This is a genomic window from Streptomyces sp. CA-142005 (assembly GCF_050942335.1).
Classification (GTDB): Bacteria; Actinomycetota; Actinomycetes; order Streptomycetales; family Streptomycetaceae; genus Streptomyces.
In genome coordinates this window covers 8,379,444-8,404,235 of the sequence record NZ_CP192078.1, presented here as the reverse complement: position 1 = coordinate 8,404,235, position 24,792 = coordinate 8,379,444, and the positions used below count along the sequence as shown (strand labels likewise).

The 24,792-nt window shown below is 71.3% G+C and carries 23 protein-coding genes; 11 read left to right on the top strand and 12 right to left on the bottom strand.

Features of this window, described 5'->3' with window-relative positions; all coding sequences use genetic code 11:
* Positions 1–61: 61 nt before the first annotated feature.
* Positions 62–1,144: a DUF2510 domain-containing protein gene (locus ACQPXS_RS38775; protein ID WP_433454124.1), complete on the top strand. Its 1,083-nt coding sequence runs from the start codon at positions 62–64 to the stop codon at positions 1,142–1,144.
* 177 nt (positions 1,145–1,321) lie between these two features.
* On the opposite strand, the gene ACQPXS_RS38770 is transcribed toward ACQPXS_RS38775, so the two are convergent.
* A complete protein-coding gene (locus ACQPXS_RS38770) occupies positions 1,322–1,936 on the bottom strand; it encodes a TetR/AcrR family transcriptional regulator C-terminal ligand-binding domain-containing protein (protein WP_433454122.1) in 615 nt (204 codons plus the stop codon).
* A 245-nt stretch (positions 1,937–2,181) separates the two neighbouring features.
* On the opposite strand from ACQPXS_RS38770, the gene ACQPXS_RS38765 reads away from it, so the two are divergent.
* From ACQPXS_RS38765 to ACQPXS_RS38755, 3 genes are all read left to right on the top strand, one after another.
* Positions 2,182–2,985 carry a phosphatase PAP2 family protein gene (locus ACQPXS_RS38765; RefSeq protein WP_433454120.1) on the top strand — a complete coding sequence of 268 codons (804 nt, stop codon included), beginning with the start codon at positions 2,182–2,184 and terminating at the stop codon, positions 2,983–2,985.
* Positions 2,982–3,929, top strand: coding sequence for a hypothetical protein (locus tag ACQPXS_RS38760; protein ID WP_433454118.1), 948 nt, complete (start codon positions 2,982–2,984; stop codon positions 3,927–3,929). The genes ACQPXS_RS38765 and ACQPXS_RS38760 overlap by 4 nt, the downstream gene beginning before the upstream one ends.
* 104 nt (positions 3,930–4,033) lie before the next feature.
* Positions 4,034–4,996: an SDR family NAD(P)-dependent oxidoreductase gene (locus ACQPXS_RS38755; RefSeq protein WP_433454116.1), complete on the top strand. Its 963-nt coding sequence runs from the start codon at positions 4,034–4,036 to the stop codon at positions 4,994–4,996.
* Positions 4,997–5,207: 211 nt separating this feature from the next.
* On the opposite strand, the gene ACQPXS_RS38750 is transcribed toward ACQPXS_RS38755, so the two are convergent.
* Together ACQPXS_RS38750 and ACQPXS_RS38745 are read right to left on the bottom strand one after the other, a co-directional pair.
* Positions 5,208–6,074: a phospholipid scramblase-related protein gene (locus ACQPXS_RS38750; RefSeq protein ID WP_356317392.1), complete on the bottom strand. Its 867-nt coding sequence runs from the start codon at positions 6,072–6,074 to the stop codon at positions 5,208–5,210.
* A gap of 66 nt (positions 6,075–6,140) precedes the next feature.
* Entirely contained in the window at positions 6,141–8,189 is a 2,049-nt protein-coding gene (locus ACQPXS_RS38745; RefSeq protein WP_433454114.1) for a phosphocholine-specific phospholipase C, read from the bottom strand.
* Between the two features lie 413 nt (positions 8,190–8,602).
* Between ACQPXS_RS38745 and ACQPXS_RS38740 the strand changes: the two genes are divergently transcribed.
* Genes ACQPXS_RS38740 through ACQPXS_RS38730 form a run of 3 tightly spaced genes read left to right on the top strand, consistent with a single transcriptional unit; the run spans position 8,603 to position 10,760 of the window.
* Positions 8,603–9,667 carry a Rieske 2Fe-2S domain-containing protein gene (locus ACQPXS_RS38740; RefSeq protein ID WP_433454112.1) on the top strand — a complete coding sequence of 355 codons (1,065 nt, stop codon included), beginning with the start codon at positions 8,603–8,605 and terminating at the stop codon, positions 9,665–9,667.
* Complete coding sequence (locus ACQPXS_RS38735) at positions 9,664–9,834, top strand: hypothetical protein (protein WP_351806917.1); 171 nt, start codon at positions 9,664–9,666, stop codon at positions 9,832–9,834. Before ACQPXS_RS38740 ends, ACQPXS_RS38735 begins: the two co-directional genes overlap by 4 nt.
* Positions 9,831–10,760, top strand: a complete 930-nt coding sequence (locus tag ACQPXS_RS38730; protein ID WP_433454110.1) for a PDR/VanB family oxidoreductase — start codon at positions 9,831–9,833, stop codon at positions 10,758–10,760. Before ACQPXS_RS38735 ends, ACQPXS_RS38730 begins: the two co-directional genes overlap by 4 nt.
* Positions 10,761–10,772: 12 nt before the next feature.
* Here the strand turns inward: ACQPXS_RS38730 and ACQPXS_RS38725 are convergent, their stop codons facing one another.
* The 7 genes from ACQPXS_RS38725 to ACQPXS_RS38695 all read right to left on the bottom strand — a co-directional run bounded on the left by ACQPXS_RS38725 (position 10,773) and on the right by ACQPXS_RS38695 (position 19,807).
* Positions 10,773–12,947, bottom strand: coding sequence for a discoidin domain-containing protein (locus ACQPXS_RS38725; protein ID WP_433454108.1), 2,175 nt, complete (start codon positions 12,945–12,947; stop codon positions 10,773–10,775).
* A gap of 88 nt (positions 12,948–13,035) precedes the next feature.
* Positions 13,036–14,643 (bottom strand): glycoside hydrolase family 13 protein, encoded by a 1,608-nt coding sequence (locus tag ACQPXS_RS38720; RefSeq protein ID WP_433454107.1) that lies wholly within the window; start codon positions 14,641–14,643, stop codon positions 13,036–13,038.
* Between the two features lie 57 nt (positions 14,644–14,700).
* A complete protein-coding gene (locus ACQPXS_RS38715) occupies positions 14,701–15,576 on the bottom strand; it encodes a carbohydrate ABC transporter permease (RefSeq protein WP_433454105.1) in 876 nt (291 codons plus the stop codon).
* Positions 15,573–16,529: a carbohydrate ABC transporter permease gene (locus tag ACQPXS_RS38710; RefSeq protein ID WP_356317377.1), complete on the bottom strand. Its 957-nt coding sequence runs from the start codon at positions 16,527–16,529 to the stop codon at positions 15,573–15,575. The genes ACQPXS_RS38715 and ACQPXS_RS38710 overlap by 4 nt, the downstream gene beginning before the upstream one ends.
* Positions 16,530–16,534: 5 nt before the next feature.
* On the bottom strand, positions 16,535–17,890 hold the full coding sequence (locus ACQPXS_RS38705; protein ID WP_433454104.1) for an ABC transporter substrate-binding protein: 1,356 nt from the start codon (positions 17,888–17,890) through the stop codon (positions 16,535–16,537).
* Between the two features lie 141 nt (positions 17,891–18,031).
* A complete protein-coding gene (locus ACQPXS_RS38700) occupies positions 18,032–19,030 on the bottom strand; it encodes a LacI family DNA-binding transcriptional regulator (RefSeq protein WP_433454103.1) in 999 nt (332 codons plus the stop codon).
* 105 nt (positions 19,031–19,135) lie between these two features.
* A complete protein-coding gene (locus ACQPXS_RS38695; protein ID WP_433454101.1) occupies positions 19,136–19,807 on the bottom strand; it encodes a hypothetical protein in 672 nt (223 codons plus the stop codon).
* Between the two features lie 240 nt (positions 19,808–20,047).
* On the opposite strand from ACQPXS_RS38695, the gene ACQPXS_RS38690 reads away from it, so the two are divergent.
* The 3 genes from ACQPXS_RS38690 (at position 20,048) to ACQPXS_RS38680 (ending at position 21,698) form a co-directional block, all read left to right on the top strand.
* The gene (locus ACQPXS_RS38690) at positions 20,048–20,704 is read left to right on the top strand and encodes a helix-turn-helix domain-containing protein (RefSeq protein ID WP_351806899.1); all 657 of its coding nucleotides are present in this window, start codon (positions 20,048–20,050) and stop codon (positions 20,702–20,704) included.
* Positions 20,705–20,718: 14 nt separating this feature from the next.
* Complete coding sequence (locus ACQPXS_RS38685; RefSeq protein WP_356317370.1) at positions 20,719–21,276, top strand: toxin-antitoxin system, toxin component; 558 nt, start codon at positions 20,719–20,721, stop codon at positions 21,274–21,276.
* A gap of 194 nt (positions 21,277–21,470) precedes the next feature.
* Positions 21,471–21,698 (top strand): hypothetical protein, encoded by a 228-nt coding sequence (locus tag ACQPXS_RS38680; protein ID WP_351806895.1) that lies wholly within the window; start codon positions 21,471–21,473, stop codon positions 21,696–21,698.
* Between the two features lie 33 nt (positions 21,699–21,731).
* Here the strand turns inward: ACQPXS_RS38680 and ACQPXS_RS38675 are convergent, their stop codons facing one another.
* Positions 21,732–22,412, bottom strand: a complete 681-nt coding sequence (locus ACQPXS_RS38675; protein ID WP_433454098.1) for a 4'-phosphopantetheinyl transferase family protein — start codon at positions 22,410–22,412, stop codon at positions 21,732–21,734.
* On the bottom strand, positions 22,360–23,265 hold the full coding sequence (locus tag ACQPXS_RS38670; RefSeq protein WP_433454096.1) for a metallophosphoesterase family protein: 906 nt from the start codon (positions 23,263–23,265) through the stop codon (positions 22,360–22,362). The genes ACQPXS_RS38675 and ACQPXS_RS38670 overlap by 53 nt, the downstream gene beginning before the upstream one ends.
* 318 nt (positions 23,266–23,583) lie before the next feature.
* Between ACQPXS_RS38670 and ACQPXS_RS38665 the strand changes: the two genes are divergently transcribed.
* Entirely contained in the window at positions 23,584–24,693 is a 1,110-nt protein-coding gene (locus tag ACQPXS_RS38665; RefSeq protein ID WP_351806889.1) for an ATP-grasp domain-containing protein, read from the top strand.
* Positions 24,694–24,792: the final 99 nt, after the last annotated feature.

Below are 24,792 nucleotides of genomic sequence, written 5' to 3'. Positions count from 1 at the left end.
CCGGTCGATTGGCGGCGGATCCTCTCATCACACTTTCACTGTCGCCTCATACGGTGGGGTCATGACGCAGGTGACTCCCCCCGGGTGGTACCCCGACCCCGGGCAGACGAACGACGGTCCGCCCACCGAGCGCTGGTGGGACGGCAAGGCCTGGACGGACCAGACCCGCCCCGCCGGGACGGCCGCCACGTGGGGTCCCCCGACGCAGCCGCCGCCGGCCGGCGGCCCGCACCCGGCCGCTCCCCCCGCCTATGGCGCGCAGCCCGGGTATCCGGCGTATCCGGGTTTCCCGGCCCCGCCGCCGGCCGGACAGCCCCGGCGCGGTGTGCGCACGGGTATAGCCGTCGTGGCGGCGGCCGCGGTTCTGGCGAGCATCGCGGTCGGTGTATGGGCCCTCGCCAAGGACCCCGACGGCGGTGGCGCCGACCGGGCCGGGGCCGGTCACAGTGCGGCGGGCGGACAGGACGGCGGTCAGGGCGGGCCGGGCGGCGGCTTCGGCGGCCAGGGCGGATCCGGGGGCTCGAACGGCTCCGGGGGCTCGGGCGGCTTCGGCGGTCCGGGCGGGTCCAGCGGCGCCTCACCCTCTCCGAACCAGTCGGAGGCACCCAAGGTCAAGGGCGGCGGCACGGTGCCGGACCCGGTCAACGGCATCAGCCTGCCGGTGCCTGACGGCTGGACCGGGCAGACGATCAGCGTCGGCGCGGAGGTGACCTCGGACGACTCCTACAAGTGCCCCGGCAACTCCACCCAGACCTGCACCCCGGGCGGCGCCTACTCGGCTCCCGCCCAGGCGCTGGGCATCAAGGGCGACACGGCCGAGAAGGTCGCCAAGGCCGACATCGCGGCCAACGCCAAGCAGTCCTACGGCGGCACCACCTACGGCAGCATCACCTCGCACCAGGTGCTGGGCTCAGGCGCGGTGACGGTGGCCGGGCAGAAGGGGTACATGGTGCGCTGGAAGGCGGTCACCAGCAAGGGCGCCGACGGCCTCGTCGAGTCGGTCGCCTTCCCCTCGCCCGACGACACCAAGCAGATCGTGGTGGTGCGCTTCGGCATCGACGTCGGACAGAAGACCTCGGTCATCGACGAGATCCTCAAGGGGATCAAGGTCTCGTCCGGCGGCGGGAACGGCCAGGACGTCTGATCCGCAGCCGGACGACCGTGATCCGGTCCCCGGCCGACGGAACACGATCGCGGCCGGGCGGGGCTCCCCTCCGCTCAAGAGGAGCCCCACCCGGCCGTGGGTGCGCGCCGCCCCCGTCCCCACGGTGCGGCGCGGTCAGGCCGCCGTTCAGTCATCCCGTGAACGGCGGCCTGGGTCTCAGGTCAGGCCGAGCGCGGGCAGCACGGTGGCTTCCACGAACCCGGTGAGATAGTTGCCGTCGGCGTACTGGCCGCAGAGCACCGGCCGGATGCGCAGCACGCCGAACATCATGGCGGGGATGTACTCCAGCGCCGGATGGTCCGCCCGGACCTCGCCCCGGGCCACGCCCCGCGCGAGCATCTCCTGCAGCGCGGCGATCTCCGGGTACACCAGCGCCTCGCGCAGCGCCTGGGCCAGCTCGTGGTCCGCCGTCACCGCGGGCCCGAGCGCCTGCAGCAGCCTGGTGTCCTTGCCGGACCAGTCCCCCGCGGCCCGCGCCGCCTGGCGCAGGTCCTCGGCGAGCGACCCGGTGTCGATGCCGGCGAATCGCACCCGGCGGGTGGCGCGCAGCGCGGCCGCGACGAACTGAGGCTTGGTCTTCCACTGCCGGTAGAGCGTGGACTTGCTGCACCGGGTGCTGGCGGCGACGCCCTCCATGGTGACGGACTCGTAACCGCATTCGCGGATCTGCTCCAGCACGGCGTCGAAGAACTCCCGCTCACGCTCGGGCGTGATCTTGGAGCGGCGCGAGGCGGCGACCGTCTCCGGTCCGTCCGCGGCCTGCGACGTCATGCGGTGTTTCCCCTCACTCGTGACCTGAGGTCATTCCTGCACGGCCCGCCGAAGCACGGCGTGAACCCGCGCTCCGGGCGGTGGTTCCAGTGTGTCGCACATCAACCGATACGCAAGTGTACCGGTACTCGGCCGTATCGGTACACTGACGTATCGGTACGATGACGTATCGATGAGCTCCGGCCCCGCAGGCGGGGGCTCGCCAGCACCACCACACGCACCACCGTCAGCGAAGGGGCCGGGGGATGAATGCCCGAACCGAGCCTGCAGAGGCAGAAGCGGAGCCACCGGACGCGATAGCCCGGCCGCCCCTGCTGCGCGAGTTCCTGCTCGTCGCGGGGCTCTTCCTCGTCTACAAGCTCGGCCGGCAACTGGCCACCGGACACACCGCGAACGCCCTGCACAACGCCCACCGCGTGTGGGACCTGGAGCGGGCGCTGCGTCTCCCCCACGAGAACGCCGTGCAGTCCGCACTGCTGCACGGCGACACCCTCGTCCACCTCGCGAACACGTACTACGCCACCGTCCACTTCCCGGCGACGCTGGCCTTCCTGGTGTGGCTCTATCTCCGGCGGCCCGCGCACTACGTGTGGGCCCGCAGGGTCCTCGCGGTCGTCACCACGGCCGCGCTGGTGCTGCCGTTCACGTTCCCGCTGGCCCCGCCGCGCATGCTGACCGGCGACGGCCTGCTGGACACCGCCCGCCTCTACGGCCCGTCCGTGTACGGCCCGCCGTCCAGCGACCATCTGTCCAACCAGTTCGCGGCGATGCCGTCGCTGCACTTCGGCTGGGCGCTGATGGTGGCGATCGGCCTGATCGCGGCCACCCGGTCCCGGTGGCGCTGGCTGTGGCTGCTGCACCCGCTGATCACCCTGCTGGTGATCGTGGGCACGGCGAACCACTACTGGCTCGACGCGGTCGTCGCGACGGCCATGCTCGGCATCGCCCTCGCCGTGATCCACCCGCCGCACCGGACGGCCGGCCCGGTGGGACGCGGGGCCGGCCGGCTCGCGGCGCGCGAGCCCGTCCTGGCGGGAGCGGGCCGATGAGCGCCGCCGCCCTGATCGCCGTCGCCCTCTCCCTCGTCTCGGCCGTCGCGTACGCGCTGGCCGCCGTCGCCCAGGAACGCCTCGCCTCCCGCAGCGCCGGTACCGGCCTGCTGCGGCTGCTCGGCACCGGCGCCTGGTGGTCGGCGGTCGGCCTGAACGCGGGCGCCGCCCTGCTGCACGTCGTCGCCCTCAAGTACGGCCCGCTCACCCTGGTCCAGCCGCTGGGCGCGCTCACCCTGGTCGCGGCCGTACCGCTCGGCGCGCGGGCGGCCGGGCGCCGGGTCAGCGCGGCGGAGTGGCGCGGTACGGCGCTGACGCTGCTCGGGCTCGCCGCGCTGCTCGTCACCGCCTGCGGTCCGGCGCCCGCGCGGGTGCTGTCGCTGACCGAGGCGCTGGCGGTCGCGGGTACGACCGCCGCCGCGATCGGCATGCTGTCCTGGCCCGGCGCCCGGCCCGGCCTCCGCCATGCGACGGCCTCCGGTTTCGCCTCAGGTGTGGCCTCGGCGCTGACCCAGACGGTGACCGTGGCGGCCACGGACCGCACCGGCCCGGTGCTGAGCACCGAGGTCATCGTGGTCGCCGTGCTCGTCGCCGCGTTCGCCGTCGGCGGGCTGCTGCTCTCGCAGACCGCCTACCGCGGCGGCCTCGGCGCGCCGCTGGCCGTGGTCACCCTCGCCAACCCGGTGGCCGCCGCGGTCATCGGCCTCACCCTGCTCGGCCAGGGCCTCCAGGGTGGCCCCGCCGGCGTGCTGCTGGCCCTCGCCGGAGCGGGCCTGGCCTCCTGGGGCGTGGTCCTGCTCACCCGGGTGACCGCGGAGCCGGTGCCCGAGGACGACGATCATCCCGTGGCGGCGGTGCTGGCCCTGGAGCCGGACACGGCGACCGCCGAACCGGCCCTGGTGCCACGGCAGCCGGAACAGCCCGGACACCTCACGGCACTCTGAGCGGGCACGGGCCTCGCCGGCCGGCCGGGGCATGAGTGGGCCCGCCCGGACACGCCGCTCGGCCGCTTGACTTCGAGAGCACTCGAATTCGTAGCGTTCCGGGCATGAGTACTGCACAGCACAAGATCGGTTCGGGTTTCGGCGCCACCAGCACCGCCGACGACGTCCTGCGGGGCATCGACCTGACCGGAAAGCTCGCCCTCGTCACCGGCGGTTACTCGGGCATCGGCCTGGAGACCACCCGCTCGCTGGTGAAGGCCGGCGCCCACGTGGTCGTGCCCGCCCGCCGCCCGGCCACCGCCGAGCAGGCCGTGGCCGGCATCCCCGGTGTCGAACTGGACGAGCTGGACCTCGGCGACCTGGAGAGCGTGCGCGGCTTCGCCGAGCGCTTCCTCGCCTCCGGACGGACCATCGACATGGTGATCGACAGCGCCGGGATCATGGCGTGCCCGGAGACGCGCGTGGGGCCCGGCTGGGAGGCCCAGTTCGCCACCAACCACCTCGGTCACTTCGCCCTGGTCAACCGGCTGTGGCCGGCGATCGCGCCGGGCGGTGCCCGAGTCGTCTCCGTCTCCTCCCGCGGCCACCACTTCTCCGGCATCCGCTGGGACGACGTCCACTGGCGGCGGGGCTACGACAAGTGGGAGGCGTACGGCCAGGCCAAGACCGCCAACGTCCTGTTCGCGGTCCAGCTCGACAAGCTCGGCCGTGACGCCGGCGTCCGCGCCTTCGCCCTGCACCCGGGCGGCATCATCACCCCGCTCCAACGGCATCTGCCCAAGGAGGAGATGATCGAGCGCGGCTGGATCGACGAGGACGGCAACGTGCTCAATCCCGAGGGCTTCAAGAGCCCGCAGCAGGGCGCGGCCACCCAGGTGTGGGCGGCGACCTCGCCCCAGCTGGACGGGCTCGGTGGCGTCTACCTGGAGGACTGCGACATCGCCGAGCCCGCGCCGGAGGGCGAGGAGCGTTCCGGTGTCAAGGACTGGGCGACCGACCCGGAGCAGGCGGCTCGGCTGTGGGCGCTGTCGGCGGAACTGACGGGAGTCGACGCGTTCGCCGCCTAGACCTCTCGCGCGGCCGCGCCCCCGGGCATCCGGGCCGGCGGGAAAGCGGCGGCGTGTCCCTGCTCGACCGGGCGGCTGTGAGGGGCGCAGTACGCATCGCCTCGTTCCAGACCGCGACGACACGCGACGGTGGCCGGTGCGCGCGTTCTCCGCGCGCACCGGCCGCCGTTGCCGTGCTCTTCGTGTCTTGTTCTCCCCCGTCGGGGCCTGTTCAGTTCCAGCCCCGCGAGTCCTGCTTGAGGGCGGTGTCGACGGTCAGGGCCGTCGCCACCACGAGGCTCAGCAGCGGCTCGGGCAGCTGGTAGTGGATCTGCAGGACGTAGTTGTCCGCGGTCGTGAAGAGCGTCTTGGCGAGGCCCTCCCAGGTCTTGGTGATCCGGGCGACCTCGTTGTCCGCGTGGTCGACGATCGCGAAGTTCCACGCCCGCCAGTTCTCCGCCTTGATCGCGCCGACCTGCTGGCCGTTCGCGTTCATCGCGAAGTTGATCTTCCCGATCATGTTCTGCTGGACGATCTCGCCGACCTGCGAGCCGTCCGGACGCGACACGATGACGCGGGACTTGAAGAACTTCGCGGGCCGGGTCAGCAGCAACTGCGGCTGGCCGTAGGCGTCGCGGATCTCCAGCTTGTGGGTCATGAACTGGTCGAGGCTCGAGACGAAGCGCAGGATCTTCTTCAGCGCGCCCTGCCCGACCTCGGTGACCGAGCCGATGTCCCGGCCGTGCTGATCCATGACCTTGTACTCGTTGGTCAGCTCGATCAGCTTGGCCTTCTGGTTCACGACCAGGACGGGCTCGGTGAAGAGGGTGCCGCCGCCGGGGCCGCCGGCCGCGACCCCGGCCTGCTGCTGCACCTGGCGCTGCACCTTGGGGTCGACGGCCGGCGCCTGCGGGGCGCCGTACTGCTGCGGGACAGCCTGCTGCTGGGGAGCGGCCTGCTGGTGCGGCACCTGACCGGCGGGCTGCCCCGCCGGGTTGGTGTGCTGGGTCCACTGCGCGCCGTCCCAGTAGCGGAGCGTCTGCGGCGCTCCGTGCGGATCCGGGTACCAGCCTGCCGGAGTGTTCGATTGCGTGGTCACCGGGGCACACTACCTTGATGTGACTGGTACCTGACCAGTCCGCACGGAGCGGTGTTCATCGCCCGTTCACTCCGAGGCGATCGCCGGGTCGCTGACGCCGGGGCGACCGTTCTCGACATGGCCGGCGAAGCCCCGCAGGAAGGCCGGGTCGGCTTCGCTGGTCACCGTCACGTCGTACCAGCGCTTGCTCGCCGTGAGGTCCACGGTGTGCTTGACGGTCGCACCGGGCCGCACGGTCACGGTGGCCGGAGCGCCGCCGTAGCCGTTGGTCACCTTCAGCTTCACGATGCCGGAACCCTTGTTGGTGAAGGTGAGTTCCAGGTCGTCGCCCGCGTGCCGTGCGGTCGCCTCCGGTCCCGCGGTCTTGCCCTTGCCCTTGAAGACGCGCAGGAAGCCGTTGGGGCCGTGCACGGCGAGGTCGTGCACACCGCCGGAGTAGGCCGAGTTCCAGGTGTCGGTCAGGGACTTGCCGGCCGCGGTGGTGTAGGTCCAGGGGCCGTCGGTGCGGTTGCCGGAGGTCACCAGGAAGGCGGCGCCCGTGTGGGCCCCCGAGGCGAACGTGAGCGTGAAGGTGCCGGCCGCGGTGTCCGCGGAACCGTCCACCACCGGGGCGTACTTCAGCGGGCGGGTGGGCCGGCTGCCGTGCTCCTGCCTGGGCAGGGCGGGGTGGGCGGGCGGCTTGGGCACGTAGTCGGGGTGCCGGACCTTGTCCGGAGGCTCATAGGCGGCCGTGGACGGCAGCGCCACCGGCTTGGTGTCCCTGCGGGAGAAGTCGAAGGCGCTGGTCAGGTCGCCCACGACGGCGCGGCGCCAGGGGGAGATGTTCGGCTCCTGCACACCGAAGCGGCGCTCGATGAACCGGACGATCGAAGTGTGGTCGAAGGTCTCGGAGCAGACGTAACCGCCCTTGCTCCACGGGGAGACGACCAGCATCGGCACGCGCTGGCCGAGCCCGTACGGGCCGGCGACACGGCTCGCGTCACCCTTGTACAGGTCGAGGGAGACGTCCACGGTCGACTTGCCCTGGGCGCCGGAAGCGGGCGGGTACGGCGGGATCACGTGGTCGAAGAAGCCGTCGTTCTCGTCGTAGGTGATGAACAGCGCGGTCTTGCCCCACACGTCGGGGTTGGAGGTGAGCGCGTCCAGGACCTGGGAGACGTACCAGGCGCCGTAGTTCGCGGGCCAGTTGGGGTGCTCGGTGAAGGCCTCGGGGGCGACGATCCAGGAGACCTGCGGCAGCTTGCCGGCCTTGACGTCGGCCTTCAGCTGGTCGAAGAAGCCCTCGCCCTTGCGTGCGTCGGTGCCGGTGCGGGCCTTGTCGTACAGCGGGTCGCCGGGCTTGGCGTCGCGGTACTGGTTGAAGTAGAGCAGGGAGTTGTCGCCGTAGTTGCCACGGTAGGCGTCGTCGATCCAGCCCCAGCCGCCGGCGGCGTCCAGGCCGTCGCCGACGTCCTGGTAGATCCTCCAGGAGACCCCGGCCTTCTCCAGCCGCTCGGGGTACGTCGTCCAGCCGTAGCCCTTCTCGTCGTTGCCGAGGACCGGGCCGCCGCCCTGGCCGTCGTTGCCGACGTAACCGCTCCACATGTAGTAGCGGTTCGGGTCGGTCGAGCCCATGAACGAGCAGTGGTAGGCGTCGCAGATGGTGAAGGCGTCCGCGAGCGCGTAGTGGAACGGTATGTCCTCGCGGGTCAGGTGCGCCATGGTCGTGGTGCCCTTGGCCGGCACCCACTTGTCGTACTTGCCGCCGTTGAACGCGGCGTGCGTGTCCTGCCAGCCGTGCGGCAGGTCCTGGAGGAACGCGAGGCCCAGGTCGTCGGCGTCCGGGCGGAAGGGCAGGATGTCCTTGGTGCCGTCGGACTGCTTCCAGACCGCGCGGCCGTTCTGCGTCACGGAGCGGGGGTCGCCGAAGCCGCGGACGCCTCGGAGCGTGCCGAAGTAGTGGTCGAAGGATCGGTTCTCCTGCATGAGGACGACGATGTGCTCGACGTCCCGGACCGTACCGGTGCGATGGTGCGCGGGCAGTGCGGCCGCGCGCTGGATGCTGCTGGACAGCGCGGTGAACGCCGTGGTGGCGCCCGCGAGTTGGAGGAATCGGCGCCGATTGACTTCGGGCATGGTGTTGCGGGTCCTCTCGTCCTGACGTTCGCGATACCGTCCAGGTGACGGAATGTGCGCGGAGCGAGTGTTCCAAGAGCAACAAACGTCAGGGAAGGGCCTGATGGCGCCCGTGTGAAAGTCGGGGGTACGACGGGGGTGGGGTGGTGCGGCTCATGCCCGGTCCCGCGCCGGCACGGGTCCGATGTGCCGGTCGCCGGGTGTGCTCCGAGGGTGGGACGGGCTCCGGCAGGTCGTCGAGCGCCGCGCCGGGCGGCCTGCCGATGCGTACGTCACCTCTCGACGGCAGGACTTCGGCGGCCGACGGCCAAGACCCCTGGCGAACCGTTCTTCCGCGAGGCGGAAGCGGGCATTGCGGCGGGGCCGGGGCCTCCCGACGATGTGGCCACCACCCACGGACGGGAGCCGCAAGCATGCCGCATATGACCGCTTTCGCAAGGAATCAGTGGTACGTCGCCGCCTACAGTGAGGAGGTCGGGCGCGAGTTGCTCGGCCGGACGATCCTCGGGGAGCCGCTGGTCCTCTACCGCGCCGAGGAGGACGGCAGCCCGGTCGCCCTGCACGACCGGTGCGTCCACCGCCGCTACCCGCTCTCCTCGAGCGGCCTGGACGGCGACCGGATCGTCTGCGGTTACCACGGTTTCACCTACGACCGCACCGGCGCCTGTGTGTACGTGCCGGGCCAGAAACGCATCCCGCGCACCGCGCGCGTCGCCTCCTACCCGGTGGTGGAGCAGGACTCGCTGGTCTGGGTGTGGATCGGCGACCCGGTGCTGGCCGATCCGCAGACGATCCCGCGGGCCCGCCACCTGGACTCCCCCGGCTGGACCACCGTACGCGGCATGGAGCCCATCGACGCCGACTACGGCCTGCTCGTCGACAACCTCCTGGACCTGTCCCACGAGACGTATCTGCACGGCGGGTACATCGGCACTCCGGAGGTCGCCGAGACCCCCATCACCACCGAGGCGGACGAGGGCGCGGGTGTGGTCCGGGTCAGCCGGCACATGGAGGACGCCGAGTGCCCACCGTTCTACGCCCGTTCGACCGGGATCGAGGGCCGGATCACCCGCTGGCAGGACATCGAGTACCACGCGCCCTGCCTGTATCTGCTGCACAGCCGGATCGCGCCGGTGGGGGTCGTACCCGAGCCGGACGGCAGCGACCCGCACGGCTTCCACACCGAGATCACCTACGCCATCACGCCCTCGGCCGACGGCAAGGTGTACGACTTCTGGGCCGTGTCCCGGGACTGGGTGACCGAGGACGCCGAGGTCACCGAGTTCCTGCGGGCCAACAACCACACCGTCGTCATGCAGGACGTGGACGCGCTCAACCTGCTGCAGCGCACCCTCGGCACCGAACGCACCGGTTACCAGGAGCTGAGCATCAACATCGACACCGGCGGTCTGGCCGCGCGCCGGATCCTGGCCCGGCTGGTGGAGGAGGGCGACAAGCCGGCCGAGGAGGTCCGGTGAGTCCCGGCACCGGCGAGGTCTACCGGATCGACTGGCTGCCGGGCACCGATCTGCTGCACGGCACCTGTCACTGCGGCGCGCAGCACACCGCCGACGACCCGGTGCGAATGTGGGAGTGGATGCTGGCGCATCCCGAAGGACACGACAGCGAAGAGGCCGTACGGTGACCGAACTCGAACTCGTCGTCGGTGCCCGGGAGTTCGCAGCCGACGGGGTGCTGACCCTGACGCTGCGCGATCCGCTGGGCCGTGAGCTGCCCTCCTGGGAGCCCGGAGCCCACGTGGACCTGCTGCTCGGGCCGGGGCTGGAGCGGCAGTACTCCCTGTGCGGTGATCCGGCGGACCGGTCGGCGTGGCGGATCGCGGTGCTGCGTGAACCGGACGGGCGCGGTGGATCAGCCTATGTGCACGAGCAGCTGGGCGAGGCAGGGAAGGTACGGGTGCGCGGTCCGCGCAACCACTTCCGGCACGAGCCCGCGCCCCGCTACCGGTTCATCGCCGGTGGCATCGGCATCACCCCGATCCTGCCGATGCTCGCGGCGGCGGAACGGGCGGGCGCCGACTGGACGTTGCTCTACGGCGGGCGCACCCGCTCCTCGATGGCGTTCACGGGGGAGCTGGCCCGCTACGGCGACCGGGTGACCCTCGCCCCGCAGGACGAGACCGGCCTGCTCGACCTGGGCCCGGTACTGGACGACCTGCCCGACGGCACCCTGGTGTACTGCTGCGGTCCGGGACCCCTGCTGGACGCCGTCGAGGAGCGCTGCCCAGCCGGAGCGCTGCGGATGGAGCGCTTCCAGCCGAAGGACCAACCCGCTGGCAGCGACGAGGAGTTCGAGGTCGTCCTCGCCCGCAGCGGTCGTACCCTCACCGTCCCGCCGGAGGTGTCCGTGCTGGACGCGGTGCGCGCCGCCGGGGTCGAGGTGCTGTACTCCTGCACGGAGGGGACATGCGGCACCTGTGAGACCGATGTGCTGGAGGGCGCCCCGGATCACCGGGACTCCGTCCTCACCGAGGAGGAGCGGTCGGCGGGTGACACGATGATGATCTGCGTGTCCCGCTGCCGGGGCGCCCGTCTGGTGCTGGATCTGTGACGCGGGCCTGCATCAGGACGTCAGGTAGGCCTCCACCTCACTGAACTGCCCCGCCGGCCAGCCCGTGTTGGCGCTGACGGTGAGGCGGAGGTAGCGCAGGTTCGTGGTGCTCGGCAGGGCGACCGTGGCCGTGTTGCCGGTCGCCGGGTCGAAGCGGTAGCCCTGGGAGCCCACGACGGTCGAGTAGGCCGAGCCGTCGGTGCTGCCGAGCACCGTGATGGTCTGGGTGCGGGCGCCCCAGGCCGAGGACGGCGGCAGCTTCAGCACCAGGCGGCGTACGGCGTAGGACGAGCCGAGGTCGACCGTCCAGGACTGGGGGAAGGCGTTGTTGGTGGACTCCCAGTAGGAGTTCGCGTCGCCGTCGACCGCCTTGCCGGGCGTGTAGACGTCCTGGGAGCCGGTCGCGGTGGCCGGCCGGCCCTTGGCGAGGTTGCGGTTCGGGTCCGGTTCGGGGTTGCCCTGGCCCGGCTGCGGCCAGGTCGAGCAGTCCGACCAGGTGCTGCCCCACCCGGAGTTGCCGCCGCCGTCGGTGAGGGTGAAGGAGCCGGAGTTCGCCGGGTAGGGGCAGTTGTAGACGCCGGCGGCGCCGACCTGGGTGGCGGTGACGTTCTTGAAGGTGGCGGCGCCCTGCGCCTCGGCCTGGACGACGACCGTTCCGGTGTTCTTCACCGTCGCGCCGGTCACGTTGACGTTTCTCACCGGGTAGCCCTGTCCGCCGCCGGAGACGAACTCGAAGGCGCTGTACGGGCTGTCGGTGATCGTGGTGTTGGTGATGTTCACGGTCGCGTTGATCGCGCTGTCGTAGGAGTCGACCCGCAGCGCGCCCATCGGATGGTTCCAGTTGGGGTTCATCGCCCCGGCTCGGACCAGGGTGTTGCCGTCGACCGTGATGGTGCCGGACAGCGGCTGGAAGGGGTCCATGAACTTCTGGTTGGAGATCGCGATGCCGCTGCCGAGGGCGTTGGTGTCGGAGATCAGGTTGTTCTTCACGGAGAGGTCCGTGCCGCCGTAGATCGCGATGCCGTTGGCGAGGTTGGGCTGCGAGACCGTGTTGTTCTCGAAGCTGGAGTTCGTGTCCGGCGCGTACAGCGACCACATGGCGAGCGCGTCGTCGCCCTGGTTGCGCAGGAAGTTGTCGCGGACGACGACGCCCTTGGCGGTGCCGTTGAGGTTGATGCCGTCGGCGGTGGTGTCGAGGAAGCGGTTGTTCTCCACCACCAGGTTGTCGTTGGTGCCGGTCAGCCACATGCCGCACTTCATGTGCTGGATCCACATGCCGGAGACGGAGGAGTTCGGGCCGAGGGAGCCGTTGACGAAGTTGTCGGGGCTGGAGTCGACGCGCTCGGTGACCTCGCCGATCACCGCGAAGTCCTTGATGTGCACGTTCCCTGAGGAACCCGACTGGTCGATGAACCGGGAGCTGTGCACCACCGAGTACCAGCTGCCGGCGCCCTGAAGGGTCACGTTCTGCACGCCGTTGAGCGACGAGGTGATCCGGTAGTCACCCGGCGGGATCCACACCGTCCCGCCCTGGGCGGCGGCGATGGCGTCCCGGAAGGCCTGGGTGGAGTCGCCGTTGCCGCTGGGGTCGGCACCCTTGGAGACGACGGACACCGAGCCGGCGGGCTGGGAGGCGGGCGCCGCGACCTGCTCGAAGTCGGCGACGTCGACCGTGACCTGGGTACCGGTCGCCTCGACGGCGACCTTGTCGCCGGGCAGGACGTTTTGGCCCAGCAGCAGCCGGGCGTTGTCGAAGAAGTGGTGCGTCCTGGCGCCGGGGATCCATCCGGTGTCGATGTACGAGTACTTGGCGGTGACCGGGATGGTCTTGGCGAGCTTGGTGCCGTTGACGTACACGTTCAGCGAGCCCGACTGACCGTCCGGGACGCTGTATGCGATGTTCAGCGCGTTGGAGGCCCGTGGCGCGGTGAACTCCACCCGCTGCCCGGCCGACAGCCGGACCGCCTGGCGTCCGGAGGCCTCCGAGGCGAGGGTGCCCTGTGTGTAGTCGGGGCCGATCCTCGTGCCGGTGGTGGTCGCCGACTCGGCCTCCACGGAGGTGAAGGGGAGGGCGGCGCCCGAGGCCGCGTGGGCGGCGGGGGCCATGGCGGTCAGCATGCCGGCCGCGAGGGCGACGACCGCCCCGACGGCTGGCATGCGCCTGACATTTCCGGTGCTGCTGTGCATGTGCTGATCCCTTCGTGGTGGGGGTGTGCGGGACAGCTGGTGCGGCGCACCGGACCGGCCGAGCCCGGGTCCGGCGCGCGGGCGCGGCTCAGGCGTGCAGCCAGGCCGCCGTGTCCTGGGGCAGCCGGCCCGCGTCGTCCAGCGGGCCGCTGCTCAGCAGGAGTCGGGAGTGCGCGGGGAGTTCGACGGGCGCGGGCGCGAAGTTGACCACGCACATCGCTCCCTCGGCACGGGTGAAGGCCAGGACCTGTTCGGGGGCGGGCAGCCAGGTCAGGGGGCCCTCGCCGAAGACCGGGCGGGTGGCGATGGCCTCGCGGTAGAGGGAGAGCATGGAGCCGGGGTCCCGCTGTTGACGGTCGACCGCGTACGAGGGCCAGTCGGCCGGCTGCGGCAGCCAGGGCTCCTGCTGTGCGCCGAATCCCGCATACGGCAAACCGGCGGCCCACGGCAGCGGCACCCGGCAGCCGTCCCGGCCGGGGTCGGCTCCCCGCGAGCGGTGGTACATCGGATCCTGTATCCGCTCGACGGGGATCTCGGCCTCCGGCAGCCCCAGCTCCTCCCCCTGGTAGACGTACACCGCGCCCGGCAGGGCCAGCGACAGCAGGGCGGCGGCCCGGGCCCGCCGGGTGCCGAGCGCCGGATCGGTCGGCGTGCCGAAGGCCTTGGCAGCGAAGTCGAACCCGGTGTCCTCGCGGCCGTAGCGGGTGACCGTGCGCGTGACGTCGTGGTTGCACAGCACCCAGGTGGCCGGGGCGCCGACGGGGGCGTGCTCGGCGAGGGTGGTGTCGATCGCGGCACGCAGCCGGCCGGGGTCCCAGGGGCAGGACAGGAAGGAGAAGTTGAAGGCGGTGTGGAGTTCGTCGGGGCGCAGATAACGGGCGAAGCGCTCGGCGTCGGGCAGCCACACCTCGCCGACGAAGACGCCGTCGTAGTCGTCCGCCACGCGCCGCCAGGAGCGGTAGATGTCGTGGAGTTCGTCGCGGTCGACGAACGGGTGCGGCTCGGGATGGGAGGCGAGGTCGGGCAGGGCCGGGTCCTTGGCGAGCAGGGCGGCCGAGTCGATGCGGACGCCGGCGACGCCCCGCTCGAACCAGAACCGCAGGATGTCCTCGTGCTCCTGGCGGACGGCCGGGTGCGCCCAGTTGAGGTCCGGCTGCTCGGGCGTGAACAGGTGCAGGTACCAGTCCCCGTCGGGCAGGCGCGTCCACACCGGTTCGGTGGAGCCGGCGAACTGCGACGGCCAGTCGTTCGGCGGGAGTTCGCCGTGCGCTCCGCGGCCCGGCCGGAAGTGGAACAGTGCGCGCTCCGGGCTGCCGGGCCCGGCGGCGAGCGCCGCGCGGAACCAGGGATGCCGGTCGGAGACGTGGTTGGGCACGATGTCGACGATGGTCCGGATGCCCAGCTCGCTCGCCTCGGCGATGAGCTTCTCCGCCTCGGCGAGGGTGCCGAAGGCCGGATCGATGGTCCGGTAGTCGGCGACGTCGTACCCGCCGTCCTTCATCGGTGACAGGTACCAGGGGGTGAACCACAGGGCGTCCACGCCGAGTTCGGCGAGATACGGCAGCCGGGCGCGGACGCCCGCGAGGTCGCCGACGCCGTCGCCGTCGCCGTCCGCGAAGCTGCGGACGTAGACCTGGTAGATGACGGCCGAGCGCCACCAGTCGCGGTCCTTTCGGGCATGGGTGGGCTGTCCCACGGAGCTTGACCTTTCTGTGAGGCGGTGCGGCGCCTTCGGTGAGGCGGCGCGGCGGCGTCAGCCCTTGGTGCTGCCCGCGCTGATCCCGGCGATGATGTGCCGCTGGAAGACGAGGAACAGCGCCACCATCGGCACGCTGGCGATCACCATCGCGGCGATGAGCACGGTGAGCTGGATGTTCTGCGACAGCTGGACCAGGGCCACGCTGATCGGCTGCTTGTCGGTGTCGGAGAAGACCATCAGCGGCCACAGGAAGTCCTGCCAGACGGCGACCAGCGCGAAGATCGACACCACGCCGAGCACCGGCCGGGACATGGGCAGCACCACCGACCACAGGATCCGCAGCCTGCCGGCGCCGTCGATCTCGGCGGCCTCCAGGACATCGCGCGGCAACTGGTCGAAGAACCGTTTGAGCAGATAGAGGTTGAAGGCGTTGGCGACCGCCGGCAGCCAGATGGCGAGGGGGTCGTTGAGCAGGCTGGTGTGGAGCAGTGGCAGGTCGGCGACCGTCAGGTACTTCGGCACGACCAGGGCCTGCGCCGGGACCATGAGGGTGGCCAGGATGCCACCGAGGATCACCTTGCCGAAGGCGGGCTTCAGCTTGGACAGGGCGTAGGCGGCGGCGGTGCAGAACACCAGCTGGAAGGCCCAGGCGCCGGCCGCCTGCACCACCGTGTTCCACAGGTGCCGCGGCAGTTGCATCAGGTCCCAGGCGTCGGTGTAGCCGCCGAGGCGCCAGTGTTCCGGGACGATCGTCGGCGGGGTCCGGGCCACCTCGTCCGGCGACTTCATCGCGCCGGTCACCATCCAGTACACCGGGAAGAGGAACGCCAGCGCGAAGAGGACGACGACGGCCGTGAACACGGTCCAGTAGACGGCCCTGCCGCGCGGGCGGGCGAGGGTGGCCGGGGAGATCAGGGTGCGGGTGCTCATGCGCTGTCCCCCTCGGTGCGGGTGAGCCGCAGATAGACGGCGGAGAAGGCGCCGAGCAGGACCAGGAGCATGACACTGAGGGCGCAGGCGCCGCCGAAGTCGTTGTAGAGGAAGGCGTACTTGTAGATCAGGTAGAGCACGGTCACCGTCGCGTTCTCCGGTCCGCCGCCGGTGATGACGAACGGTTCGGTGAACACCTGCATGGTGGCGATGATCTGCAGGAGCATCAGCATCAGGATCACGAACCGGGTCTGCGGGACGGTGACGTGCCGGACGCGTTGGAGCAGGTTCGCGCCGTCCAGCTCGGCGGCCTCGTACAGCTCGCCCGGGATGGACTGCAGGGCGGCGAGGTAGATCAGGACGGTGCCGCCCATGTTGGCCCACGTGGCCACGACGACCAGGGAGACGAGCGCGGTGTCGGTGCCGTTGGACCAGTTCGACGTCGGCAGGTGGAGGAAGCGCAGCGCCTCGTTGGCGAGGCCGGCTCCGGGGTCGTAGAACCACTTCCACAGCAGGGCGCTGACCACCGGCGGGATCATCACCGGCAGATAGACCACGACCCGGAAGAACGCCTTGGCGTGGCGCAGTTCGTTGAGGACGAGGGCGAGGAGGAAGGGGATCGCGAAGCCGATCAGCAAGGCGAGCAGGGTGAAATACAGGGTGTTGCGCCAGGCCGCGCCGAATTCGGGGTCGTGCAGCACCCGGGTGAAGTTGGCGGTGCCGACCCACTCGGGATCCGAGCCCGGCGTGTACTTCTGGAAGGCGATGACGACCGCGCGGATCGCCGGGTACCAGGAGAACAGGGCGAAGCAGACGAGGCCGCCGAGGAGGAAGGCGTAGGCGCGGGCCTGGTCGGCGAGGCGGCGCCGCCTCCGGCCCCCTACCGGGGGCGGCGCCGGGACCGGGTGGACGGCGGCAGGCGTCACGGGCCGCCGTTCGGCCGTCTTCGTCATGGCGGTCAGCTCCGGGCCAGGATGCCGTCGATCTTGCCGGACGCGTCCTTGAGGAGCTGGTCGATGTCGGCGTCCTTCTTGGTGAGGACGGCGGAGACGGTGGAGTCGAGGACGGAGTAGATCTGCTGGGCGTCCGGCGGCTCGATCTTCATCCGCAGTTGCTGGTTGCCGTCGAGGAAGGCCTGGTAGTTCCCGACCGGCACATTGGCGTTGGCCTTCTTGACCTGCTGGTCCTTGGCGTCGGCGGCGCCGGTGAACAGGCGCGGCTCGGGCAGGCCGACGGGGGCGTCGTTCTTCTTGGCGCGGGCGTAGTCGCCGAGGAAACCGGTTCCCGGGGTGAGGAACATGTGGTCCAGCCATTTCAGGCCGGCCCGGATCTGGGCGGGCGTGTCGTGCTTGTTGAACATGTAGCCGTCGCCGCCGATGAGCGTGGCCTTGCCGCCGGGCATCGGGCCGATGGCGATGTCGTCGTAGTTCGCGCCCTTCTCCTTGACCAGGATGGGGATGTTGTCGGGGGCGGCGAGATACATGCCGAGCTTGCCCGAACCCATCATCTGCTGCACGTCGTTGATGACGAGGAGCTGCTTGCTGCCCATCGAGTCGTCGGTCCACCGCATGTCGTGCAGGGTCTGCAGGACGGCGTGGCCCTCGGGGGTGTCGATGGTGGCCTTCTTGCCCTCGGCGCCGACGACGTCGCCGCCCTGTGAGTACAGCTCGGCGGTGAAGTGCCAGCCGCCCTGGTTCTGGGCGCTGTAGTCGGCGTAGCCGACGGTGCCGTCTCCGAGGGCGGCGATCTTCTTGGCGTCGGCGCGGACCTCGTCCCATGTCGTCGGGGGCTTGGCGGGGTCGAGGCCGGCCTTCCGGAAGAGCTTGCGGTTGTAGATCAGCCCCATGCTGTATCCGGTCCGCGGTATGCCGTAGACCTTTCCGTCCACGGTGTAGATGTCGCGCAGCTGCTGCTGGATGGTGTCGTAGGACTTCAGGTCCTTCAGGTACGGCGTGAGGTCGGCCGCCTGGTGGATGTCCACGACGTGCCTGGCGTCGGTGAAGTACGTGTAGAAGACGTCTTCCATCTGGCCGCCGGCGAGCTTGGCGTCGAAGGTCTTCGGGTCCTGGCAGGGGAAGGCGTCGTGTGCGACGACGTCGATGTCCGGGTTCTGCTTGGCGAAGGAGGCGAGGTCGGCCTCGAAGAACCTCCGGTCGACCTTGGCGCTCTTGGGCGGCTCGCAGTTGACGGTGATGCGTGTCTTGCCGCCGGCCGAGTCGTCGCCGCTGCCCGAGCCGCAGGCGGTGGCGGCGAGGGCGAGCGAGGAACAGACGCCGATCGCGACGAAGGTACGGCGGAACCCGGTGCTTGTCATCGGTGGACCCCCTGATGGCACTCATGGCAGGAGCGGTGGGCGCCGCACACTCAAGCACCGCCGACATCCGTCCGCAAGATGTCGCGCGAGTTCTGTAATTATTTGACAGCTGGCTGGATCTTTCCGATCACCCCCGGGAACTCAGCCGCGCGGGGCCTGCGCGGTGGATCCGCGTACCACCAGCTCGGGCTCGAACAGCAGCTCCTCGGCGGGTACGGCGGTGCCGCCGATCTGCGCGTTCAGCAGCTCCACGGCCGCGCGGCCCATGGACTCGATGGGCTGGCGGACGGTGGTGAGCGGGGGCTCGGTGCAGTTCATGAAGGCCGAGTCGTCGTAGCCGACGACCGAGATCCGCCCCGGCACGCCGTACCCCTTGCGGCGGGCGGCCCTGACCGCGCCGAGCGCCAGGGGGTCGGACGCGCAGATGATGCCGGTGACACCCCGGTCGATCAGCCGGGAGGCGGCCGCGTGACCGCCCTCGATGGAGAAGATCGCCCGGGCGACGAACTCCTCCGGCAGGTCGGCGGCGATCGCCCGCGCGGCGGCCAGCTTGCGTGCCGAGGGCACATGGTCGCCGGGGCCGAGGACCAGCCCGATGCGTTCGTGGCCGAGAGAGGCCAGATGCCGCCAGGCCTGCTCGACGGCGACGGCGTCGTCGCAGGACACGCCCGGGAAACCGAGGTGTTCGATGGCCGCGTTGACCAGCACGACGGGGATGTTGCGCTCGGCGAGCAGCCGGTAGTGGTCGTGCGGGGCGTCCGCCTGCGCGTACAGGCCGCCGGCGAAGACGACGCCGGAGACCTGCTGCTGCAGCAGCAGTTCGACGTAGTCCGCCTCCGAGACGCCGCCCTTGGTCTGCGTGCACAGCACCGGGGTGAGTCCGAGCTGGGCCAGCGCGCCGCCGATGACCTCGGCGAACGCCGGGAAGATGGGGTTCTGCAGCTCCGGCAGGACCAGGCCGACGAGGCGGGCGCGTTCGCCGCGCAGCTGGGTGGGGCGCTCGTAACCGAGGACGTCAAGGGCCGTCAGCACGGCCTGCCGGGTGGCGTCGGAGACGCCGGGTTTGCCGTTGAGCACCCGGCTGACGGTCGCTTCGCTGACGCCGACCTTCTTCGCCACTTCCGCAAGTCGTCGTGTCATGCGCGCAAGCGTAGCGCAAGTCATGCAAGTGGCTTGCGTAAGGGTGGCGGGGCGCTCGCCCTTCGACCCGGCGCCGCCGGCGACCTGAACGCCGGCGGTGCCGGGTCAGTTCTCGGGGGCCGGGACGACCGTGAGATGGGCCGCCGTACCGCGCGAGCGGCGCGGACGGCGTACGGGGGCGGCGGGCCGGCGGTTCTCGCGCAGGACCATCGAAAGGCGTCGGTAGCCGAGGTCGCGCAGTATCTCCGGCGTCTCCTCGACGACGCGGCACTCGGTGGGGCCGCGCCGCGGGTCGGGGTGGAGCAGCAGCCGGACGGCCCCGTCCAGCCGGGTCGCGCGCTCGCCGACGGCATGGATCCAGTGCGGCAGGCCCTGGCGGTAGGCGGCCTCCATGAGCGGGTCCTGGGCGATGTCCCGCCGGATGGCCTGGAGTTCATGGTCGTGACCGTACGTCTCCAGGGCGGCCTTGAGGTGGGCCAGCATCGGCAGGCACCAGCCCTGCTCGTGCTCGCCGAGGATGTCACCCGCGTCCGGATGGAAGAGGACGAACCGCAGGAAGTTGTCCCCGGGCATGGCCGTCGCCTGCCGGCGCATCCCGCGGAAAAGTGTCTCGAACGCGCCGTTGGTCATGACGACGTCCCAGCGGTGGTCGACGACCAGGGACGGGCAGACCTGGGATTCCAGCAGTACGGCGTAGTCCTGGAGGTACGCCTGGGTCGCGCAGGTGTCGGGGACGGGCCGCGGTGCCGGCCGCTGCCCTCCTGCCTGATGTGCCATCGGGAGGTCACCCCTCTTGCCTCTGCGGCCTTCACGCGGCCCTGCGATCCTGCGGCCCGCGACAAGACCGTGTCAACTATCGTGGCATTCGGCTGCCGTTGACGGCTGAAATTCGCCACAGTTGTGGCGACACCTGGATGTGAGTTCGACGCACCCGCTACTCTCCGGGAAGTTCACGGCGATCGCTCGTGAGAAGCACGGACGCATCTGAAGCCCTCGAGAGACGTAGGAGTTCTGTCGGTGACGGATGGCTACGAGGATCCGGGCGCCACGGCGACCGCCCAGCTGCCGGCCGTCGTCGCCCGCGTCACCGCGCTCGCCGAACGGCTCGGCGTGCCGCACGCCGAGGTCTTCGACGTCGGGCGGCTCTCCGTGGCCTGCGGGGTGCCGGAGCCGGTGGTCAAGGCCCTGCTCGCCGGCCGGCCCGCCGGTGAACCGGACGTGCAGGCGCGCTTTCTGCAGCGCCTCGGCCTGCTGCGGCGCACTCGGCTGAAACCCAACGGCCGTAAGTACACCCAGCAGGAGATCGCCGACGGCGCGGGCATGTCCCGCCAGCAGGCCGGCGCCCTCATCAACGGCGACCGGCGGCCGACCATGGAGCACTGCGACGCGCTGCAGCGTTTCTTCCGGGTGCACGCCGGCTTCCTGACCGCGGAGGACCCCGAGGCACTGGCGGGCGCGCTGCAGCGCACCGAGCAGGAGCTGCTGACGAAGCTCGCCGACCGGGAGCGGGCCGCCGCGGGGGCCGACGAGGATCCGCTGGAGCGGCTGCTGCAGGACCACGGGGTGCGCGGAATAGCCTGGCGTGCCGCGCAGTTGCCCACGGACCAGCACCGGGACAAGGTCGCGGAGTGGCTCGACATGCTCCTGGAGAGCGTCAAACGGCCCGAGTCGTGAGCCGGGGGAGGACTGTGGGCATCGGCAGGGACATGCGCCGGCTGTGCAACGAGCTGGTGGGTGGCCTTGCGCTGCCCGCGCCGGTGCCGCCGCGCGAGCTGTACGGCGCGCTGTGCGAGGCGATGAGCCGCCGCCGGGGCCGCCCGGTGCACTTCCGTGCGGCCCCCTTCCCGCCGGGCACGGCGAGCGGCCTGTGGCTGGACCTGACCGACCGCGACCTGGTCGTCGTGGAGGAACGCACCGCGCCCGACCACCAGTTGGTGATCCTCGGCCACGAGCTGTGGCACATGCAGGCCGACCACCGCGGACACCACGTCGAGGGCGTCGGGGTCGCCACGCGGCTGCTGCACGACGACACCGACCAGGACGCGCTCCAGGCCACGGTGCAGCGGGTCGCGGCCCGGACCCGTTTCGATCTCGCCGAGGAGCGGGACGCCGAGACCTTCGGTCTGCTGCTGGCCAGCAAGTGCCGTACCTGGCTGGCCGGTTCGGCCCTGCGCGGCCCGGTGCACCGCGACGACGTGGCCGGGCGCATCGAGGCGTCCCTGGGGTATCCGGGGCCACAGGGCTGATCCGCGGCCGCAGGGCTGGTCCCGGACCCGCTGGGCTGGTCCGGGGCGGTACGGCGCAGGGGCGAAAGGATTCGGCCTCGGCTGAGCGGGCGAACCGGGACGCGGCCGAACGGCGTTGTCAGTGGTGGGCGGCAAGCTGGAGAGGTGCGCCGCAGGGCGCGCGACCGTGACGCCTACTCGGGGAGAGCCGACCGATGCCCACCGCCGTACTGACCGACCGCGAGCGCACCGCCGTGCAGGCCTATCTGCGGCTGTTGCACACCGTGCGCGCCGCCTTCGACGGGCCACCGGACGGCGGCCGGCCCGCCGTGGTGCCGCCCGTCGTGCTGGCCGAGGCGGAACAGGCCCTGGCGCGCGCGGGCCTCACGGGGAACGAGGAGCAGTTCTTCCGGCTGCTGCGCGACTGGTGCCCGCCGGCCTGACCGGGCCGGGCGGTCCGAGCCGCCGCCGGGGGTTCAGGGATGCGGGACGACCACGGCGGTGGCGAGCACTCCGTCGCGTACGACCCACCTGCCGTCTAAGACCTGGAGCCGGCGGTCGCCGACCCGGGGCCCGGGGACGAGGAGTTCGGCACGCAGGGTGCCGTGCGGCTGGTCGCCGGGGCTCGGGTCGAGGGTGATGTCGGCCTCGGAGAAGTCCAGCCAGGCGCGGGTCAGGGGGAACCACGCCTTGTAGACGGACTCCTTGGCGCTGAACAGGATCCGGTCCCAGTGCACGGCGGGCCGCAGCCCGTGCAGCCGGGCGAGCCGCGCGGCCTCGGCGGGCAGGAAGACGGATTCGCCGACGCCGTCCGGGAGCGGTCCGTGCGGTTCGGCGTCGATGCCGAGGGAGGCCAGATCGTCGGCCGGGGCCAGCGCGGCGGCGCAGTAGCCGTCGCAGTGGGTCATGCTGCCGATCAGGCCGGCCGGCCAGCGCGGCGCGCCCCGCTCGCCGCTGAGGACGGACTGCGCGGGCACGCCGAGCTTCTCCATGGCGCGCCGGGCGCAGCCGCGTACGGCGGCGAACTCGCGCCGCCGCTTGGTCACCGCGCGCTCGACGAGCGCTGCCTCCTCGGGGAAGAGCGGGGCGTCCCACAGCGGGTCGTCACGGTGTGCCTCCACGGCCACGACCGACTCCGGGAGCAGCTCCTCGATCACCGGCTTCCTCCTCCATGGGCAGGATGCGGCGCAGCCTTCCCGGCGGCTCCGGGCGCTTGCGCCATTCTCGGGGATAGCCTACGGAGACCTCCTCGAAGCGGACTCCGTCGTGCCAGGTGGTGCGCGGTATGTGCAGATGGCCGTAGACCATGGTCGCCACGCGGAACCGGCGGTGCCAGTCGGCGGTCAGCTCGGTGCCGCACCACATGGCGAACTCGGGATACCACAGCACCTCGGTGGGATGCCGGTGCAGCGGATAGTGGTTGACCGGTACGACCGGCAGGTCCGCGGGCAGCTCGGCGAGCCTGCGCTCGGTCTCGGCGACCCGCGCCCGGCACCAGGCGTCACGGGTCGGGTACGGATCGGGGTGCAGCAGGTACTCGTCGTTGCAGACCACGCCGGTGCTGTGCGCGTAGGCCAGGCCCTCGGCCTTGGTGGCGCAGCCGGCCGGCAGGAAGGAGTAGTCGTACAGCAGGAACAGCGGGGCGACGACGACCGGGCCGCCGGGGCCGTGCCACACCGGGTAGGGGTCCTCGGGGGTGACGACGCCCAGCTCGCGGCAGAGTTCGACCAGGTGCTCGTAGCGGGCGACGCCGCGCAGGGTGACCGGATCCTTCGGGTGCGTCCACAGCTCGTGGTTGCCGGGGGCCCACAGGACCTTGCGGAAACGGCCCGCGAGCTTCTGAAGGGTCCAGCGGATGTCGGCCACCGTCTCGGCGATGTCACCGGCCACGATCAGCCAGTCCTCGTCGCTCGTGGGCCGCATGTCCTCGACCAGCGCGCGGTTCTCCGGATAGGTGATGTGCAGGTCGCTGATGGCCAGCAGCAGCCCGGCCCCGGCCGCAGACTCCACCCCGCACCCCTTTCGATCATCGTCCGCCGGGACCACGAGAACACATTCCCTCACGCCCCGACAAGGGGCACCCGGCCCCGTGTCGCGCGGGCCCGGCCGCGCTCGGCGACGACCGCACGGGCCCCGGCGAGCCTACTGGACAAGCCCCGGAAATCCGTAACATCCGCGTTGCACGCGCGGGCTCCTGAAAGCCGTATGATCGCCCCGACACCATCACCCCAACCTCCCTTTTCTCAGGGGTTTTTTGGTGTCCCTTCCTCCCTCCTGCCCGGGCACGGGCCGCCGAGCCCTGCCCGCACACCGTGAAAGGCGGCCTGCATGCTCTCTCGCGTACGCGTCTGGCTCAACCGCACGTACGCGGAGAACGTCTTCTTCATGGATCAGCTGCGCAGAAATCCCAGCGATCGCGCGGTGGAGATCCATGCCACTCACGGCGACCCGGACTCCCCCGTCCTCGCCGCCGCCGACACCGCCGACCTGGAGCCGGAGGGCCTGTCCCCGGCCGCCTATGTCGAGTACGCGCTCGACCAGTGCGCCCGGCGCGGCATCGACGTGTTCGTGCCCCGGCTGCACCAGGCGGCGATCGTGCGGCACCGCGCGGAGTTCGCCGCCGCGGGTACGGCGCTGCTGGCGCCGACGCCCGAGGCGGTGGCCGTGTTCGAGGACAAGGCGACCGCGTACGAGGCGGTCCGCTCGGTGGGCGTGCCGGTGCCGCCGTGGTGGCGGGTGCGTACGGCCGACGAACTCCTCGCCGCCGTCGAGGAGTTGGAGGCCGCCGGGCACAGAGCGTGCTTCAAACCGGCCGCCGGAGCCGGCGGGGTCGGTTTCCGGGTGATCACCCGCGCCCCGTTCTCGCTGGCCGGCCTGGAGGGGTTCCCGAGCCCGTACGTCCAGCTCGACCTCGTCGTCGAGGCGCTGCGGCGGTCCGGGCAGCCGGTGGACTGGCTGGTGATGCCGCGCCTGGAGCAGCCCGAGGTGTCGGTGGACTGCCTGACCGGGCCCGACAACCGGCTGCGGCTCTCGGTGGGCCGCACCAAGAACGGCCGCCGGAGGGGCTTCACCCTGGACGAGCGCTGGCTGGAGCCGGCCCGGCTGATCGCGGAGGGCTTCGGGCTGCACCACCTGTCCAACATCCAGTTCCGCATGCTCGGCGACCGCCCGGTGCTGATGGACGTCAACACGCGGCCCGCGGGTGGCCTGCACCAGCTGTCACTGTGTGGGGTGAACGCGCCCTGGGCCGCCGTGCAGTTGGCGCTGGGTGAGGACCCCGGGGTGATCGAGCCGCCCTTCCTGGGGCAGGACTACACGGTGGTCTCGGGGCCGCGGTCGCTTCTGCCTGCGGTGCTTCCCCGTCAGCGGGAGGCGGAGATCGCGCTTCCGGCGTTGCCCGTACAGAGGGCTTCGGCGGTGGAGATCCTGCCGCTCTAGTCCGCCGGTATGGACCAATTCTGCGTGCGTCCTTGACAGCAGGATTGGTCCATACCAAATTCTTCAGCGCACCTCTGCACAGCCGTGCACTCCCGAACA